Genomic DNA, 16,366 nt, shown 5'->3' on the forward strand with positions numbered 1-16,366 from the left:
AAGTCGACTGTAGTTTTGTAACAAGCGAAGCAAGTTAGTAGTCATCGTCTCCTAAGAATTGATCGTCGTCAAGCAACATCGGGAATAGTTCCGATTGCAGAAATGTCGGGTGCCTTCGGCTAAAATACCCGGACTGGAACGATTAAGATCGAGGCACCCGCTGCAGGAAGCACTCACTTATGGATCTTTCGCGCTCCCAGCTGCTGTTGACCCTGGCGTTCTCGGCGATCGTGCTGCTGCTGATTGCCCAGATCTGGCGCAGTTTGGCTGGCATCGATCTACCGGTGGTCTTCTCGTGGCTCGCCCTTGGCCAGGGTGTCGGTCTGGGGCTTGCCATCGGGGCGATGAGTTTCGCGGTCTATCAGTGGTGGCCTGCCTACCGCGAGAGCGCCGATCAATATATGGAGATGGTGCTGACGCCTTTGAGCCGCTTCGACCGCGTCTGGCTGGGGCTGTTGCCGGGGCTCAGCGAGGAGCTGTTGTTTCGGGGCGTGGCGCTGCCGGCCATCGGCTTGGTGGCCAGCAGTCTGTTGTTTGGCCTGTTGCACATCTGGGACTGGCGGCACTGGCCCTACGCGCTGTGGGCGACGCTCATCGGTCTGGTACTGGGAGTGGCGACGCTCGCGACCGGCAATCTGGTGGTGCCGGTGGTGGCCCACGTGCTGGTCAACTGGCTCTCGTGCCTACTCTGGCGTAAGGAGCCGAGTCGGGTGTGATCACTTTTGTGCGCGGCATGCTCGCGGAGGTGGGTCCGCGCAGTGGCCAGAGTTGGGCGACCGTGGATGTGGGCGGTGTGGGTTACCGGGTGTGGACCCACGCGCGCACCGTCGGCAAATTGCCCCGCATCGGCGAAGAGGTCAAACTCTTCACCCTGATGATCGTGCGCGAGGATGCCATGCAGCTGTTCGGCTTTTTGGAACCCGGCGAGCGCGAACTGTTCGGCCAGCTGGTCTCTGTGAGCGGCATCGGACCGCGCATGGGCCTGGCGCTGCTGGAGACGCTCGCTCCGACCGAACTGGTGCAGGCGATTTTGCAGGGCAACACCCGCGCCCTCGCCCTTGCCCCGGGCGTCGGTGCCAAGACCGCCCAGCGCCTGGCTCTGGAGTTGCGCTCGCGCCTCTCGAAGTGGCGCGAGGAGTCGGGGTTGAGTGCTATGGGTGCCCGCGCCTCCTCGCGCGTCTACGAAGAAGTCGAGCTGGCGCTGTTGGCCCTGGGCTTCGCGCCGGGCGAAGTCGTGCGCGCCCTCGATGCGGTCGCCCCGGCGATGGCGGGCGAGGAGCAGACCGAAGCCTGGCTCAGGGCCGCCATCGCCTGGCTTTCGGAGCAGGGCTGAATCAGCGTCCCGGCACCAGATCGACGGCGAAACCGAGAAACTGGGTGAACTGGGTCTCGCTGAAGTTGTTGTCGCTCACGAGGATCAAAGCCCGCCGCCCGTCGCCCAAAGTCGGCCCGAGGGTGAGCCCTTCGAGGTTATCCAGCACAATGCCGAGCACCGCCAGATCCAACAGCAGCCGCTTCTGGACGGGTTTGACCCGGGCGATGTCGATGGCGCTCAGGCTGCCGATGTCGCGGATGTCCGTCGCCCCGGCGGTGGAGATTTCGTAGAGCTTGACGGTGTTGCCCACCCCCTCGGAGAAGGCGCGCTCCAGGGCCAGGAGCGTCCCTTCGTCGTCGAGGGCCAGCAAGTCCACCAGGCCGTTGGTGGCGAAAGCCTCCGGGGGCACCGGCGCGTTCGGGATGGGTTCGACCGGGTAGAGATATTCCGCCGTCGGCCGACCCGACAGCGTGTTGAAGCGCAGGATGCGCGAGGGGCTGCCCTCGCTGAGCGAGGCCTGGGGTCCGTCCTGCACCAGGGCGTTCTCGGTGGCGCTGTAGAGAAACGCCTTGTTCGGGGTAAGCGTCAGGCTTTCCAGGGCGAGGTTGTTGCGGATGCCCACGGTCGTGGGAACAGTAGCGGGATAGGGCAAGAACTTGAGCGGCACCGGCAGTTCGCGGTTCTGCTCGCCGTTGAGCGCAAAGCGGTTGACAAACGGATCGACGATGCGGGTGCTGCTCACTTCCCCTTCCGAGGAGATGTAAACGGTCCTGCCGGTAAAGGCGATCCCCTCGGGATCGATGCTGGAAGCCGCGAAGGGCTGGCCCGCACCGTCGAGCAGGGTGGTCACCCCGGTAAACTGCACCCCGGCAAGGGTGTTGGCGGCCAGATCGATGGCGACGGTGTAGAAGCGGGCGGGGTTGATCGAGCTGCGGTCGTCCGAAACGGTGTAGTAGACGTTGCGCTCGGCGTCGTAGGTGATCCCCGAGAGTCCCCCGACCTGGGTGTTGTCAAAAAACGTCGCCGTCGGGAAGGTCACTTCACCGATGAAGCTGATTGTCCCGACTTTGGTCGGCTGCGCCAGGGCTGCCGACGACCCGAGCGCCGCACCCGTCAGGGCGGCTGCCGACAGCGCCGCGAGCGCGCGGCTACCCACCAGGCCACCCAATTTGAAACTGAACATCTGCTTGCCCTCCGTACCCAGCAATACGCAAACGCATTGCATCGTAGTGGAGTGACATTAAACGCCCATTAAGCCGCGCTCGCCGTGACTTTTCGGCAGCCTGCGCGGAGGACTTTGTCCGGCCGCTTTGGCGCTTTGAAATGCCACAATGGCGGTTGCAGTTGCGACTCGAAGGCTATGGAAAACGACATTCTCCGGCAAAGCGACCCCGAAAAACTGCACCGGATCCGCCACAGCACCAGCCACATCCTGGCGATGGCGGTCCAGAAGCTTTTCCCGGAGACCAAGGTAACCATCGGCCCGGCCATCGAGAACGGCTTCTACTACGACTTCGACCGGCCGACTCCCTTCACCCCCGAAGATCTCAAAAAGATCGAAAAAGAGATGCGCCGCATCGTGCAGCAGAAATTGCCGCTGGTGCGCGAGGAAGTGCCGCGCGAGGCGATGCGCGAGCGCCTCGAAGCGCTGGGGGAGCCCTACAAACTGGAACTCTTTGAAGGCTTCGACCACGACGCGCCGGTGAGCCTCTACCGCACCGGCGACTGGTGGGATCTGTGCGCCGGTCCCCACGTCGAATCGACCGCCGAGATCCACCCGAACGCCTTCAAATTGCGCTCGGTGGCAGGGGCTTACTGGCGCGGCGACGAGAAGCGCGCCCAACTGCAGCGCATCTACGGCACCGCCTGGGAGACCCCCGAGCAACTCGAAGAATTTTTGCGCCGCGAGGAGGAGGCCAAAAAGCGCGACCACCGCAAACTCGGCCGCGAATTGGGACTGTTTGTCTTCTCGGATCTGGTCGGGCCGGGTCTACCGCTGTGGACCCCCAAAGGAGCCCTGCTGCGCTATATCCTCGAAGAATTCCTGCGCAAGGAGCAGGTCAAGCGCGGCTACCAGCAGGTAGTCACCCCCCACATCGCCCGCGTGGACCTGTTCAAAACCAGCGGCCACTGGTTCAAGTACAAAGACGACATGTTTCCGCTGATGGCCACAAGCGAGGAGGAAGGGGCCGAAGAAGGCTTCGTGATGAAGCCGATGAACTGTCCTTTCCATATCCAGATCTACAAGTCGGAGTTACACTCCTACCGGGAGCTGCCGATCCGCCTCGCCGAATTCGGGACGGTGTACCGCTACGAGCAGTCGGGCGAGTTGGGCGGCCTGACGCGCGTGCGCGGCTTTACGGTCGACGACTCGCACCTGTTTGTGACGCCCGAACAACTGGACGACGAATTTAAAAAAGTCGTCGATTTGATCCAGTTCGTCTTCCGCTCGCTGCAGTTGGGCGACGGTTTTTCCGCCCGCCTCTCCTTTCGCGACCCGACCTCAGACAAATACATCGGCTCCGACGCAGCCTGGGAAAAAGCCCAGGCAGCTATCCTCAAAGCATCCCAAGACTTGGGTCTCAAGTACTTCGTGGCCGAAGGGGAAGCGGCATTTTACGGCCCCAAGCTCGACTTTATCTTCCGAGATGCCCTCGGCCGCGAGTGGCAACTGGGCACCGTCCAGGTCGATTACATCCTGCCGGAGCGCTTCGAGTTGGAGTACGTCGCCGAGGACGGCTCCCGCCGCCGCCCGGTGATGATCCACCGCGCCCCCTTCGGTTCGCTCGAACGGTTCATCGCCATCCTCATTGAGCACTTTGCGGGCGATTTTCCGCTCTGGCTCGCCCCTGAGCAGGTACGGATTTTGCCCGTCACCGACCAGTTCGTGGGCTATGCCGAGTCGGTCAAAGATCGCCTCGTGTCCCTGGAGATGCGCGCCGAGGTCGACGCGAGCAGCGAACGGCTGGGCAAGAAGATCCGCAACGGCGAGACCGCCAAGGTGCCGGTGCTGCTGGTGGTGGGTGAAAGTGAGGCGAATAGCGGCACGGTGGCGGTCCGCACCCGCGTCGAGGGCGAAAAGGACAAAGGTACCCTACCCGTTGAGGAGGCCATCGCCTACCTGCAGGAGCGCCTCGCAAAGCGTACCTGAGGCGGGGGATTTTGCCGTAGTTTTTCGCCGGGAATTGTGGTAGATATTTCTAGCATCTCTTCCCCAAATTCCAGTGAAATACGCGCTTGGGCTGCTTCTGCCTCTATTTTTCTGTACCGTCGCTGCGGCCCAGCCCATCGATTCGAGCGGTGAATTTCCCGGCGGGGAGGCTTATCGTCCCTGCGCCTGGCTTGCCGAATCCTTGCCGCTGCAGGTCTTTATCGATCCGATCCCCAAATCCGCCGCCGAGCGCGAGGGCGAGTACCTGCAGACGCTGCTCGACGCCATCAAAGCCTGGAACGATGTGGGCGTCGGCGGCAAGCCGGTCTTCGAGCAGACGCGCGACCGCGCCGATGCGGATGTGGCAGTGGCCTGGCAGTTCGAGCCGAATACGACCGCCTCCGGCTTCATGCAGGTGCAGATGCGCAGCGGCGGCAGATCCTATGGTGTGTGCGTCCGCTCGCGCATTACTTTGATACTTCAGCACTGGCGGCGGCGGCAGATCCCCACGGGACTGTTGGGTTTTTTCCTGCCGGTGCCGATTCCCAACTTCACCACCGAAAATCTTGAACTGCGCAGTGCCGACGAGTTGCGCGTCATCGCCACCCACGAATTGGGCCATGCCCTCGGCCTACCCCACAGCACCGATACGGGCGATGTGATGTACCCCTTCGAGGGCCAAAAATTTCTCTACTACGGCATCGAGTTCACCAACGTCCAGGTGCTCACCGAGAAGTCCAGGCGCACCCTGGCCGCTTTTTACGACGACGCCTGGCTTGATTTTCGGCTCGCGCAGATCGAGCGGCCCATCCATACACGTTCCGGCACAGCAGACACCCCGCCGGCCGCCGCTCCGATGCTTTCTCGGGCTGCGACCGGCCGGGGGCGTCCCCTGGTGGAGGCGGCGGCGGCGGGCAGACTGCCGGAGGCCGAGCGACTGCTGGCTGGCGGCCTGGAAATTGACGCGCGCGACGAGAGCGGTTGGACGCCGCTGATTGCTGCCGCCGCGAGCGGACGCGAGCAGATGGTGGCTTTTTTGATTCAAAAGGGAGCGGACGTGAATGCCCGGGATACCAGCGGTTACACAGCCCTGAGCCACGCGCGGGCGGGTCGGTTTACCCGCATCGTCGAATTGCTCACCCGCGCCGGGGCGAGAAATTAAAGCTCAAGAAGCTTTGACAGCGGCCGCACAGGGCTTTCTAAGTTCCGACCGCCCCAAGCGCGCGCAGGGTGGCCATCTGGGACTCGGTGAGGCCGACGGCGCCTGCGATGTTCATGCCTTCGTAGAGCCTTTCGGCCTGCAGGATCTTCAGGCACTCGCCGGTAGCCGGGTTCCACAAGCGGATGGTCTTGTCCTGGCTGCCGCTTGCCAGGGTCTCGCCGCGCGGGTCGTAGGCCACAGACCAGACTTGATCGCTGTGGCCGCGCAGGGTGGCGGTGAGCGCACCGCTCCCGGCATCCCAGAACCGGACGACCTGATCGTGGCCGCAGCTCGCCAGGTGCAACCCATCTGGGGCAAAGGCCACCGACCAGACCGGGCCGCAGTGTCCGGCGAGGGTCGCCACGCACTCTCCTGTGGCTAGGTTCCACAGTTTGACGAGGTGATCTTCGGCGGCACTGGCCAGCAGGCTGCCGTCGGGGCTGAAGGCAACGGCGCAAATCTGGCCGCGGTGCCCGCCCAGAGTCGCAACGCACTCGCCCGTAGCGGCGTCCCAGATTTTGATGGTTCGGTCCAGGCTGCCGCTGGCGAGCTGTCGGCCGTCGGGGCCAAACGCGACACAGCGCACCCAGCCGGTGTGCCCGGTGAGTACGGCGGTGCAATTCCCGGCAGGCCACGCCCAGAGCCGGATGGTCTGATCGACGCCGGCGCTGGCGATCTGAGCACCGTCCGGGGAAAAGGCGACGGCGCGAATCCAGTTGGTGTGGCCTGCGAGCGATTGGATGCAGCGCCCGGTGTCCACCTCCCACAGTTTGACGGTCTGATCGAAACTGCCGCTGGCGAGTATCTCTCCGCCCGGATGAAACGCCAGCGACCACACCCAGCAGCCGTGACCGGCGAGGGTCTTGAGGCACTGGCCCGTGCGGGTGTCCCAGAGGCGCACCAGCCGGTCCATGCTGCCGCTGGCGAGCAGGTGCCCGCCGGGGTGAAAGGCCACCGACCAGATCCAGCCGGAGTTGCCCTGAAAAGTCTTGAGCGAGCGACCCGAATCGACCTCCCAGAGCCGGACGGTCTGATCCATGCTGCCGCTTGCCAGGGTGCGCCCGTTCGGGTGAAACGCCAGCGACCAGACCTGGCCGGTGTGCCCCGGCAAAACCCGCAGGCACCGCCCGGAGCGTACCTCCCAGAGCCGGACTGTCTGGTCGTGCCCGCCGCTGGCGAGCAGGTGCCCCCCAGGGCTGAAGGCCACCGTGCGCACCCGGCTGGTGTGGCCCTCCAGCACCATCAGGCACGCACCGAGCGGCACATCCCACAGCCTGACGGTGCCGTCGACACCGGCGCTTGCCAAGGTGCGGCCGTCGGGGCTGAAGGCCACCGAGCGCACCTGAGCGGTGTGGCCTTCAAGGCTCAGCGCGCATGCGCCGCTGCTGACCTGCCAGAGCTTGATCGCGTGGCCGTGGCCGGCGGTGGCGAGGGTCTGGCCGTCCGGGGCAAAAGCCACCGACCAGAACTGCCCCCCAGGTTCGCACAGGATCTTCAAGCAAAGACCCGTGCCCACGTCCCAGAGCCTCACGGTGCCATCGACGCTGCCGCTGGCAAGCGTGCGGCCGTCCGGGGCGAAAGCGACCGCATAGACCCAGCCGGTGTGCCCGGTGAGGGTGGCCAGGCACTGACCGGAACCCGCCGCCCACAGCTTGACGCTCAGATCTTCGCTGCCGCTGGCCAGCAGATTACCCTCCGGATGAAAGGCCATCGCACACAGCGCGTCGGTGTGGCCGGTGCAACGGGCCTGCTGCTGGCCGTCGGCGGCGCGCAACAGGCGAATCTCGCCGCTGTCGTCGCCAATGGCGAGCACCGTGCCCTCCGGATTGAAGGCGACTAATAAAATGCCTGCGAACGTTTGACCAAAGACACTCCCGCGCAAGTCGGCGCGGGCAAAACTGGTGCGCCGCAGCGGCGCGCGTTGCAAGTCCGCCTGCCAGACGCACAGGCCCGAAAAGTCCCAATCGCTGAGATCCGTCCCCAGGGCGCACAGCAAATTGATGAGATTGCCGCCCACGTACCCCGGCTCCAGGGGCGTCTGCTCGCGCTGGTCGGCGAGCAGGCAGGCGATCCGGGTTTCGATGTGCTGTTTACTTTTCAGATGATTTAGCAACCGGTCGAGCAGCGGTCCGACAATGAGCCGGGTTTGGGTCTCTTTGATATAGTCTTTGCTCTGGGCCTTGAGCAGGGCATGGCTTTTGAGCAAAACCGCCTCCTGCTGCACAATCTCCCGGCAGACTTGTTGGATAATCCGTTCGCTCGTATATTCCATCACCACCGGTTGCTGGGTGAATCCAGCGCTGCTGCGTTCGATCAGCGAGCGCTTGAGAAGCGATTCGAGCGTCTGCAAAAGGCGCGGCGCGGTGACCGAGGGGACGATGTCCGCCTGCAACTGTGCTACTTCCGTCCCTTCGCGGTCGATGGCAAGCCAGTACATCACCTGCTTCTCAAAGGCGGTCAACCGGTCGAACTGCTGATCGAGCAAGCTGCGCAGTCCGTCGAAGACCACCGCGTCCTGGGCCACAAAGGCGCCAATGTCGCCGCTGAACAATTCCTGAATCGTCGCGCCCATGATCTTGAGCGCCAGGGGATTGCCGCGGTAACGCTCCACCAACTGCCGCCGCTGCCCGTCGGTCCCTCTCAATCCCCACACTTCCAGAATCCTTTCCCCTTCGCCCTGCTGCAATCCCCCAAGCCGCATCGAGCGCACCGGCAGCATCTCCCCTTCGAGCACCGCCACCTCGTCGGGTTTCTCGCGGCTGGTGATGAGCAGACAGCTGCGGTGCACCGATTCTCCCACCCGCCTGAACAGTTCGCCGTACCCTTCGTAACCCTGTAGATAGCTCCCCGGCCGCTCACCGCCGCCCAGAAGCGACTCGCCGTTGTCGAGCATCAGCAGGCAACGGCACCGCCGCAGTTGTGCCAACAGTTGCGTGGTGCGGCCTTCAACCGTGACCGGTAGGGAGGTCTGCGGGCTACCTGCGATCAATTCGATAAGTTCCGCCAGCAGATCACTCAAGGGCGGCGCATTGCGCAGCGACCGCCACAGCACGCGCTCGAAGTGGGGCTGCACCCGGCGGGCCAATCGAATCGAAAGCGCCGTCTTGCCGACCCCACCGATACCTACAACGGCGATCAGGCGACAGTGTTCCCGGGCCAGCCACCGCTCCAGGGTCGCCAGCTCGTCGGTGCGACCGTAGAAAACGGCCGCGTCTGCCACTTCGAGCGCGTCTTCAAAATGCATGAAGCCAGGAGGCCGGCTGCGACGCCCTCAGTCTATCTGAACTTCCCATTTCTTTATCCAACGTCCATAGCCGTCGAAATTTCCCTATGGAACACTCGGTACTCTCGCGCGGGGGACAGCATTACCCATGGCCGACGTCTCGCTTGAACAACTCGACCGCCTACTTAAAATTGACCGGCTCGTCCGCCTCGGGCAGGCGCGCAGCACCGCCCAACTCGCCCGAGCCCTCGGGGTGAGCACCGGTACCGTGCAGCGGGCCTTGCTGACTCTGCGCGACGAATACGGTGCGCCGCTGGTGGTCGATCGGGTCCGCGGCTACGTCTACCGCGAAACCACCTGGCAACTGCCGCCCTTGCCCCTTACCCAGGGCGAACTGTTCGTGCTGATGGCCGGCAACCGTCTACTCGCCGCTGCCGAAGGCACCCTCTACGAACAGCAAATCCAGTCGGCCATCGCCCAACTGGTGCACCATCTGCCCAAACTCGCCTGGGTGGACCTGGAGACGGTGCGCGACTACCTGCACACCAGTGCCGAACTGCCCGCCACTTTCAACGATTTCGAAGTCTGGCAACAACTGGGCGACGCCTTCGAATCGGGCCTGCAGACTTTGATTGGCTACGCCGCCCCCGGCGAGGTACCCATCACCCGCCAGGTCAACCCTTATTTGCTCTACGTCTGGCGCGGCTACGAGCCGTACCTGATTGGCTACGACCTGGGCACCAAACAATTCGAAGCCTTCAGAGTCGACCGCATCCAAGTCATGCAGACATTGGGCGACAAGTTCACCCGCGACCCGGCCTTTGACCCCCGGCCGGTCATCGACAAAATTAATCAACTGCAACTGGGCACCGCCGTCACCCGGGTGAGCGTGCGCCTTACCCCCAGAGCGGCCCGGGCCTTGCGCGGCCGGTTGCTCCACCCGACCCAGGTGAGCACCACCCTCGCGGACGGTTCGCTCAGGCTGCAGATGCACGTCTCGGAACTCGAAGATCTCAAGCGCTGGGTGCTCGGTTTTGGGGCCGAGGCCGTCGTCGAAGAACCCCGAGCGCTCGTGGAGCAAATCCGCGCCGAACTCGGCAAACTCAGTGCCCTCTACGGTGCGCCGGTGGCGCGCTGACCACCCCTGCCATCAATTTTCATCTTCGGTGGCTGTCGCTTCGGTGTAGTCCTGCCCTGCTTCGGCGGGTGAGGGATCGCGGCGCCGCCTACGGTCGCAGGCTCGTACGCGCCGCCTGGGGCGGGCGGGATGTTTTCCTCCATCAACTCGTCGAACAATTCGCGAATTTCGAGCGCTTGTGGGGCGACCCACGATCCTCCGCCAGTAGACGTGAGTACAGGACTATGCTTGGGGGGCGGAGGGAAAAAAACTGCATGTAGGGCCAAGACTGAACTTACAAAGAGCCTCTAAGTTTCGACATCATTGCTGCTTCATCCCAATAAGATGATATTTTTTGTATCTTGCCCGCATCATTCATTTCAAAAACACTGATTCCCTCGGAAGTGGCGTGGAGATTGTTCTTTGTGACGACTTGCATCCTCCACTTGACTGCTGCCCCATTCTTCACAAAGAAAATGTCGTCTTTCGACACTTCTATCTTTTCGAAAAAGTTGGACATTGTTTTGAAGAACCGATGAGAATCTTTGTGTGCAGATCTTGGAGGGTCTCCAACTGGGTCATGGATAACGGCATCTTCAGCAAAAACTGTCAACCATTCATCTACATTCATGGCTGCCATGTTGTCAAAATAAGTCGTTACCAACAAGGCGATTTCTTCTGTTGACATCTTGTTTTCATCCACTCCCGTAGTTTGATAGATTGTCCATTCGGCTAGCCCTGTTGTAGAAATCCGAGGTACTGAGAAGGCATGACAATCATTAATTCCTATTGAAATTAAAGCTCTTTCTTCTCATCCGTCAACAGAACCTAAAAATGCGCCTGGCAGAATCCGGGCGGCCTTGCCCATCAGGAAAACGCCGCCGCGTAGTCGCGCGCGAACGCATTGAAACTGCGCGGCGTTCTGCCAATCGCGTCCTGGACGCCGGAGGTGATCGCCTCGGCCTCACCGCGCCGGTAGAGCGCGTACTCTTCGATCAATCCCTCCGCCTGCCAGGGTGGGAGCCCGGCACCGCGCAGGGCCTCGCCCATGGCTTCGGGCGGGATGTCGACAAAGGCGACGTGGTGCCCCAGCGAGGCGGAGAGGTGTTCTGCCATCTCGGTGTGAGTGAGTGCTTCGGGGCCGGTCAGTTCGTAGGTTTTCCCTTCGTGGCCGCTCTCCGTCAGGGCGGCCACGGCGACCTCTGCGACGTCGCGCACGTCGACGATGCTGACTTTCGCGTCGCCGGCCGCCGCGTAGAAGGCCTGGCGGGCGGCGATAACCGCGCGGAAATTGAGCAGTCCCTGCATAAAGAGGTTGGGTCTTAGGAACGTGCAGGCCAGGCCGGACGCCCGCACGGCCGCCTCCACCACCGCATGGTAGCGCTGGAAGCGGCCCTCAGAGCGGGTGTCGGCACCAAACTGCGACAATTTCACGATGTGCCTGATACCGATTTGCCGGGCCGCGTCGATGAAGGCGAGTTGTTGGCTTTCGGCGCGTTCGGAGGAAGGGGTGAGCAGGAACGCCCGATCGACGCCGACGAGGGCGGCAAGGAGAGTCTCGGGGCGGTCGAAATTCCCCTCGACAACCTCGATGTGGGGCAACGCGACAGCGCCGGCCCGCTTGGAGTCGCGCACCAGTGCGCGCGCTGAGATGTTTTTCTGCGCAAGCAATCGGACGATTTCCACCCCGTTGTTGCCGGTGGCGCCGGTAATCAAGATCATTGGGTCTCCTCCTCGACTGGGTTCTGTTAGCTTTCAGCGCAGCCACACTCGAGCAGCGACGCGTTCCCCTCGTTTCGGGTCCTCACTTGTTTGTTCACGCGCAATTGCTCGGACTTCGCCTCGGCGGGGACAACGCCCCCCTCCCCAAGCGAGGCCAGGAGGTGTTCCGGCGAACCGTACTCGAAAACGGCTTCCACGACGTTCGACCGGTGCATGAGCCCCTCGATTTGCCCGTGCACCCGGCTGCCTTCCTCCGCAATGAGCACGAACGCCAGGCTATCCATGTCGGGGACAATCGAGTGCAACTCCGCAGGAACGCTCCTGCCGTCGGCGAGGTCGGCGATGACAAACCTCGCCAGGCCCGCTAAAATCCTGACCGTTTCTGTGGCTGCCTGGTTTTGGGTTGTGGCGAGATCGAACACGACAGGCAGGTGATCGCGCTCGCGCAATGCTTCCCGCAGGGCGTCGAGGACGGGCTTGCGCTCCGGCGAGAAGCGCCCCAGGATCAGCACCGCCTTGAAGGTGATCGCGTCGATGGCATCTCGGATCTCGGCGTTGTCGATCAGCAAGTGGAGGAACCGGGCGATCTTCAAGTTGTCTACGCTCACCGCGGGCTGGCCCACGTCGGTGATGACGAGGTTGCGTTGGTCGGTGCTCTCGTCGATTTTGGCGTCCCAGGCAGCGGTCCCGTAAACCTGGCAGCCTTCCAAAACTGCCCCCTCAAGGGAGCAGCCGGTGAGTCGGGTCCTTCGCAAGTCCGCGCCGCGCAGGTCCGCCCCCCTCAAACTCGTGCGTTCCAGGTTCGCCCCGCCCAGGTCTGCCCCTTTCAGGTTCGCCCCGCCCAGGTTCGCCCCACCTAGGTCCGCCTCGCTTAGGTTTGCCCCGCCCAGGTCCGCCCCGCGCAGATCCGCCCCGCTCATGAACGCTCTGCTCAGGCTCACCCCGCTCAGGTTCGCCCCGCCCAGGTTTGCCTCCCTCAGGTTCGCTCTGTTCAGTTCTGCCCCGCCCAGGTTTGCCTCCCTCAGGTCGGCCCAGTTCAGGTGGGCCCAGTTCAGGTTCGCCCCATTCAGGTCCGCCCCGCTCAGGTCGGCCCAGTTTAGGTTCGCCCAGTTCAGGTTCGCCCAGTTCAGGTTCGCCCCTCTCAAGTCTGCCTCGCTTAGGTTTGCCCCGCCCAGGTTCGCCCCTTCCAGATCCGCTCCGCCCAGGTCGGCTCCACCCAGGTCGGCTCCGTCCAGGTCGGCTCCACCCAGGTTGGCTCCGCCCAGGTCGACTCCACCCAGGTTGGCTCCGCCCAGGTCCGCCGCCGACAAATCGGGCCGAATGCCCCCGTTGGCCCTCCGCCACGCCGAGAACTGTGCACTTCCGCAAAGGAGTATTTTCAGGTGCTCTAGCTTTGCCATTGGGGGTGCTCCACAAATTAGTGTCCCTTCTCGATGTGTGCACGGGGGGGGTCGGTACGCAGTCGGATCGCCCCGGGTCCCCCGCCAAGCCGGCGCTCGGGGGAGCGCGCCGGTACGAAAAAGGTCCGAGAAATTGCCCAACGGACAGGCTGCCGCGATTGCATCCAAACAACCGGTCCAACCATTGGGATACAAACCTACTGGCCCGCGTCGTCGGCGTGCTGGGCAGCGTGCTGTGCCGCCGCCTCTTTGAATCCCCTGCGGTATAGATAGCTCAAGCTCATCAGCACGTATGTGACGGGATGGGGATGACAATGCAGACGGTGGTTCCAGCCCAGGCGATACAGGCGATAGTCAAGCGAAGACAACAGCGAACTGCTGTCGGAACAGGGGGTGCGCCGGCTCAATAGTTTCATTGGTTTCATTCGCGTAACTCGTTGCTGGCTGCGGAGCGGGGAACGGGCGCTTCGTGGCGGTCGGCAGCCGCGATCCGAACGCCGCGTCCGAAGACAGTGGCAAGCGGCGCAGAACCTGCGGCACACACTTATCCCGCAGTGCGAAGCGGATTGAGCAGTTGGGCAAGCACTCCGACATCGAGCCGGACACCGGCGGCACAGCCACCGCCGAAGCGGTACCCCATGCTGGAAAGCAGCGGCTTGCCGATGTGCAGGTATTCGTCGTCGACCCAAAAGGCGGCTCCTGCCCCCACTCTCAAACGTGAGCGACTGGTCCCAGTCATCGATCACGGGGTTGGGCTGGTAGAAGTGAACGGACGGGATACAAAACAGAAAAACGCCATGGGCGGCTCTCCCGGTAGAACCTGTTTGTCCGTCCATCTTGCCTTTGCAAACCATCTCAATGGAACCTCCCAAACCCTCGGCCGAACGATAGCGGCAACCCCCGAAGTTTGCGAGGGCAAACGGGAGCAGATCTTGCGCAAAACAGTCACCCGTGCAAGTTTTTTAACCTACCGTGCGGGCTGCTGTTCGGCCATCCTGCCAAGGGCGTTCTGTCTCAAAACCCTTGTATCCAAAAACGCGCGTCGGGTTTAGCCCCCCGCCAAAACTTTTTTTCCGATACCGCCCGAAAAGCGACGTCCGGGTGTCCGTCCGTCCAATAAATAAGGGCCTTTGCGCGGCGTCTGCCGACCGCCGTCGCTCGGCAACTCCCTATTTCGAGGAGATTGCGCAAACCGGATTGCGCTATCATTCCCCCTAGCACTGTGCAGCGGTATTTGTGTTATCAAAACCGTTGCCCGCAGCCGTCTTTCCTTTTCAGCCCTTTCCGGCAGTGTGAGGTCACACCAGTGGACAGCAGCGTTCCTTTCGAGCGGCGGTTCCCCCATAAAAGCAGGGCGGAGCAATTGCACCGACTAGCTTTGGCAATAAGACCCATCGAATGCAAACGACAGCAGGTCGTTGGCGCACCGGGTCTACTTCCTGCTCAGAGAATTCAGCACCTGGGGCGGCTGGAGCACGAGGCGGCTCGGGCGGGTCTTGGGGAGTTCCACAGCGTGCTCGACCGGCTGTGTCGGGAGTTCTGCCGACGCTCGCCCGCGGGGAGCCACCCGCGCTTCGACGCAGAACTGTTGAGCGAAGAGGTGAAGCTCATGGTCCACGCTCGCCTGCCCCATTTCGACCCCGAGCGGGGCCACTTTGGGCCCTGGTTCAAGGTGTACGTCCTGCTACCGGTGTACAAGCGTTTGTGCTCCGAGATCGATGCCGACTGGGGCCGCCGGGCGCCGCAGACGCAAGGAGGGCGCGTGCGCCGCTGGCTGAAGCGGTGGGTGCACGCGCCCCTGTCCCTCGACGCGCCGGTGGGAGACGCTCGCCAGGATGGGGAACTGCCCGCCTTGGGCGAGACGGTCGCAAGCGGTGGCGGCGGCCCCGAAACCCAGTTGCTCGAAGATCAGTGCCGGGAGCGGTTTTTGCGAGCACTGGAGCGATTGGCGGAAGCGGAGCGGGTGCTCATCGAACGGGTACACCTGCGCGGGGAGCGGCAACAGGAGGTGGCCCGATCGGTGGGGCTGACACCCGGCCGGGTGAGCCAGAAGCTCAAGCGCGCCGCCGGGAGGCTGGCGGAGACCCTGGAAGAGAGCTTTGAAGACGAATGCGGCGGAACGGCCTTTTGCCGAGGACTCTCGGATGGAGGAGGGCAGGCCGCGACCGGGAGCCGCGCAGCCCCTGGCACGGTGGCCCAAGCGGCATTCGAGCGGGTGTTTCCGGAAATGGTGCGCCGCTCGGGGTGGCGAGGGACCGAATTTGCACAGCCCGAATCCGCCGGTGGCCCTGAGGGAGAGCTGCTCAACGAGCTACTGGCAGGCCCGGCGCAGGCAGGGTCGTGGTCAACCGGTTCACCGCGGGCGGCATCTTTGGCGACGGGGGCGGTGGCCGCGGCCTGGGCGCTGTTCGTGCTCGCGCCGTCAGAGTTTCAGCCCGTCTTTCATCCGCCGGATGGGCGAGGACCACAACCTACCACTGGTGACTCTCGCCGCCCTGCTTCGAGTCGGGCGGGAAGTCCTGCGGAACATCCGAATTCGGCGGCGAGCGGCGGTTCTCTCAGGACGGTTGCCCCCGCGTTCCCCGTGAGGCCTCCTGAGCAGACAAACAGGCACAACCCGATCGCGGTGAAAGGGCCACAGGCAGGGCGGAGCGTGCCCAGGGTCGAGGACAATGGCAGCCCCTCCGTTCCAAAAGCATCGCCGGGGGGCTTAGCCAAAGTACCCAAGGCTGTCGCAAACCCCGACAGGGCGGGGACGGCTCGGGTGCAGCAGCCCCCGGCGACAGACACCGGCTCGCTCCCGGATGAGGTGCGGAACCCAAGTGGCTCCCGCGCCTTGCCGTCGGGTGCGCAAAGCGTATGCTCGGCGCTGGCGGCGTCGGCCCCGGTACCGTCCGGACTGGAGGGCTTCGCCGTGATCGAGGTCACCCTGGGGGTTGACGGCACCTTGGTAGAAGGCAGTCATTCTCCCCAGATACTCGTCTCCGGCGGCGAGCAGGTGGACGCGTTCGTCTTGCGCTCGCTGCAGACCCTGGCGGCTGGCGGGTCGGAGGCCAGGACGGCGGCGGAGCGCGAAGCCATCATTGCCGGAAGCGGCAGATACCGTGTGGCGTTGGAGGCGGAGCTGAACCGCTGGAGCTGTCAGGAGGCAAAGCAAGATCCTGCAGAGAACGTTCCTGCATCGGGGATGGATGCGGGTGCGGGTGCCGGGGCCGTGCACAAGTACGAATGAAAGTG

Annotated in this window: 13 protein-coding genes; 6 read left to right on the plus strand and 7 right to left on the minus strand. The window is 63.4% G+C overall.

Going from position 1 to position 16,366, the window contains the following annotated elements:
• Positions 1-179 precede the first annotated feature (179 nt).
• Together GLL_RS14875 and ruvA are read left to right on the plus strand one after the other, a co-directional pair.
• Complete coding sequence (locus tag GLL_RS14875; RefSeq protein WP_011142877.1) at positions 180-716, plus strand: CPBP family intramembrane glutamic endopeptidase; 537 nt, start codon at positions 180-182, stop codon at positions 714-716.
• Positions 713-1,333, plus strand: coding sequence for a Holliday junction branch migration protein RuvA (gene ruvA / locus GLL_RS14880; RefSeq protein WP_011142878.1), 621 nt, complete (start codon positions 713-715; stop codon positions 1,331-1,333). The genes GLL_RS14875 and ruvA overlap by 4 nt, the downstream gene beginning before the upstream one ends.
• 1 nt (position 1,334) lies before the next feature.
• On the opposite strand, the gene GLL_RS14885 is transcribed toward ruvA, so the two are convergent.
• A complete protein-coding gene (locus GLL_RS14885; RefSeq protein WP_164929131.1) occupies positions 1,335-2,498 on the minus strand; it encodes an esterase-like activity of phytase family protein in 1,164 nt (387 codons plus the stop codon).
• A 177-nt stretch (positions 2,499-2,675) separates the two neighbouring features.
• On the opposite strand from GLL_RS14885, the gene thrS reads away from it, so the two are divergent.
• Complete coding sequence (gene thrS / locus GLL_RS14890) at positions 2,676-4,466, plus strand: threonine--tRNA ligase (protein ID WP_231848235.1); 1,791 nt, start codon at positions 2,676-2,678, stop codon at positions 4,464-4,466.
• Between the two features lie 73 nt (positions 4,467-4,539).
• Positions 4,540-5,628 (plus strand): ankyrin repeat domain-containing protein, encoded by a 1,089-nt coding sequence (locus GLL_RS14895; RefSeq protein WP_011142881.1) that lies wholly within the window; start codon positions 4,540-4,542, stop codon positions 5,626-5,628.
• Positions 5,629-5,665: 37 nt separating this feature from the next.
• On the opposite strand, the gene GLL_RS14900 is transcribed toward GLL_RS14895, so the two are convergent.
• Positions 5,666-8,911 carry a WD40 repeat domain-containing protein gene (locus GLL_RS14900; RefSeq protein ID WP_011142882.1) on the minus strand — a complete coding sequence of 1,082 codons (3,246 nt, stop codon included), beginning with the start codon at positions 8,909-8,911 and terminating at the stop codon, positions 5,666-5,668.
• A 127-nt stretch (positions 8,912-9,038) separates the two neighbouring features.
• Here GLL_RS14900 and GLL_RS14905 point away from each other — a divergent pair, with 127 nt between their 5' ends.
• Positions 9,039-10,028: a helix-turn-helix transcriptional regulator gene (locus tag GLL_RS14905; RefSeq protein ID WP_011142883.1), complete on the plus strand. Its 990-nt coding sequence runs from the start codon at positions 9,039-9,041 to the stop codon at positions 10,026-10,028.
• 274 nt (positions 10,029-10,302) lie between these two features.
• On the opposite strand, the gene GLL_RS14910 is transcribed toward GLL_RS14905, so the two are convergent.
• The 5 genes from GLL_RS14910 to GLL_RS14930 all read right to left on the minus strand — a co-directional run bounded on the left by GLL_RS14910 (position 10,303) and on the right by GLL_RS14930 (position 13,868).
• Complete coding sequence (locus GLL_RS14910) at positions 10,303-10,695, minus strand: nuclear transport factor 2 family protein (RefSeq protein ID WP_011142884.1); 393 nt, start codon at positions 10,693-10,695, stop codon at positions 10,303-10,305.
• A 179-nt stretch (positions 10,696-10,874) separates the two neighbouring features.
• Positions 10,875-11,729, minus strand: coding sequence for an SDR family oxidoreductase (locus tag GLL_RS14915; RefSeq protein ID WP_011142885.1), 855 nt, complete (start codon positions 11,727-11,729; stop codon positions 10,875-10,877).
• A 26-nt stretch (positions 11,730-11,755) separates the two neighbouring features.
• On the minus strand, positions 11,756-13,129 hold the full coding sequence (locus GLL_RS14920) for a pentapeptide repeat-containing protein (RefSeq protein WP_011142886.1): 1,374 nt from the start codon (positions 13,127-13,129) through the stop codon (positions 11,756-11,758).
• Between the two features lie 197 nt (positions 13,130-13,326).
• Positions 13,327-13,554 carry a hypothetical protein gene (locus GLL_RS14925; RefSeq protein ID WP_164929132.1) on the minus strand — a complete coding sequence of 76 codons (228 nt, stop codon included), beginning with the start codon at positions 13,552-13,554 and terminating at the stop codon, positions 13,327-13,329.
• 119 nt (positions 13,555-13,673) lie between these two features.
• Complete coding sequence (locus GLL_RS14930; protein WP_164929133.1) at positions 13,674-13,868, minus strand: hypothetical protein; 195 nt, start codon at positions 13,866-13,868, stop codon at positions 13,674-13,676.
• Positions 13,869-14,642: 774 nt separating this feature from the next.
• Here GLL_RS14930 and GLL_RS14935 point away from each other — a divergent pair.
• Positions 14,643-16,361 (plus strand): sigma-70 family RNA polymerase sigma factor, encoded by a 1,719-nt coding sequence (locus GLL_RS14935; protein ID WP_164929134.1) that lies wholly within the window; start codon positions 14,643-14,645, stop codon positions 16,359-16,361.
• Positions 16,362-16,366 lie beyond the last annotated feature (5 nt).

It is taken from the genome of Gloeobacter violaceus PCC 7421 (assembly GCF_000011385.1).
Lineage (GTDB): Bacteria > Cyanobacteriota > Cyanobacteriia > Gloeobacterales > Gloeobacteraceae > Gloeobacter > Gloeobacter violaceus.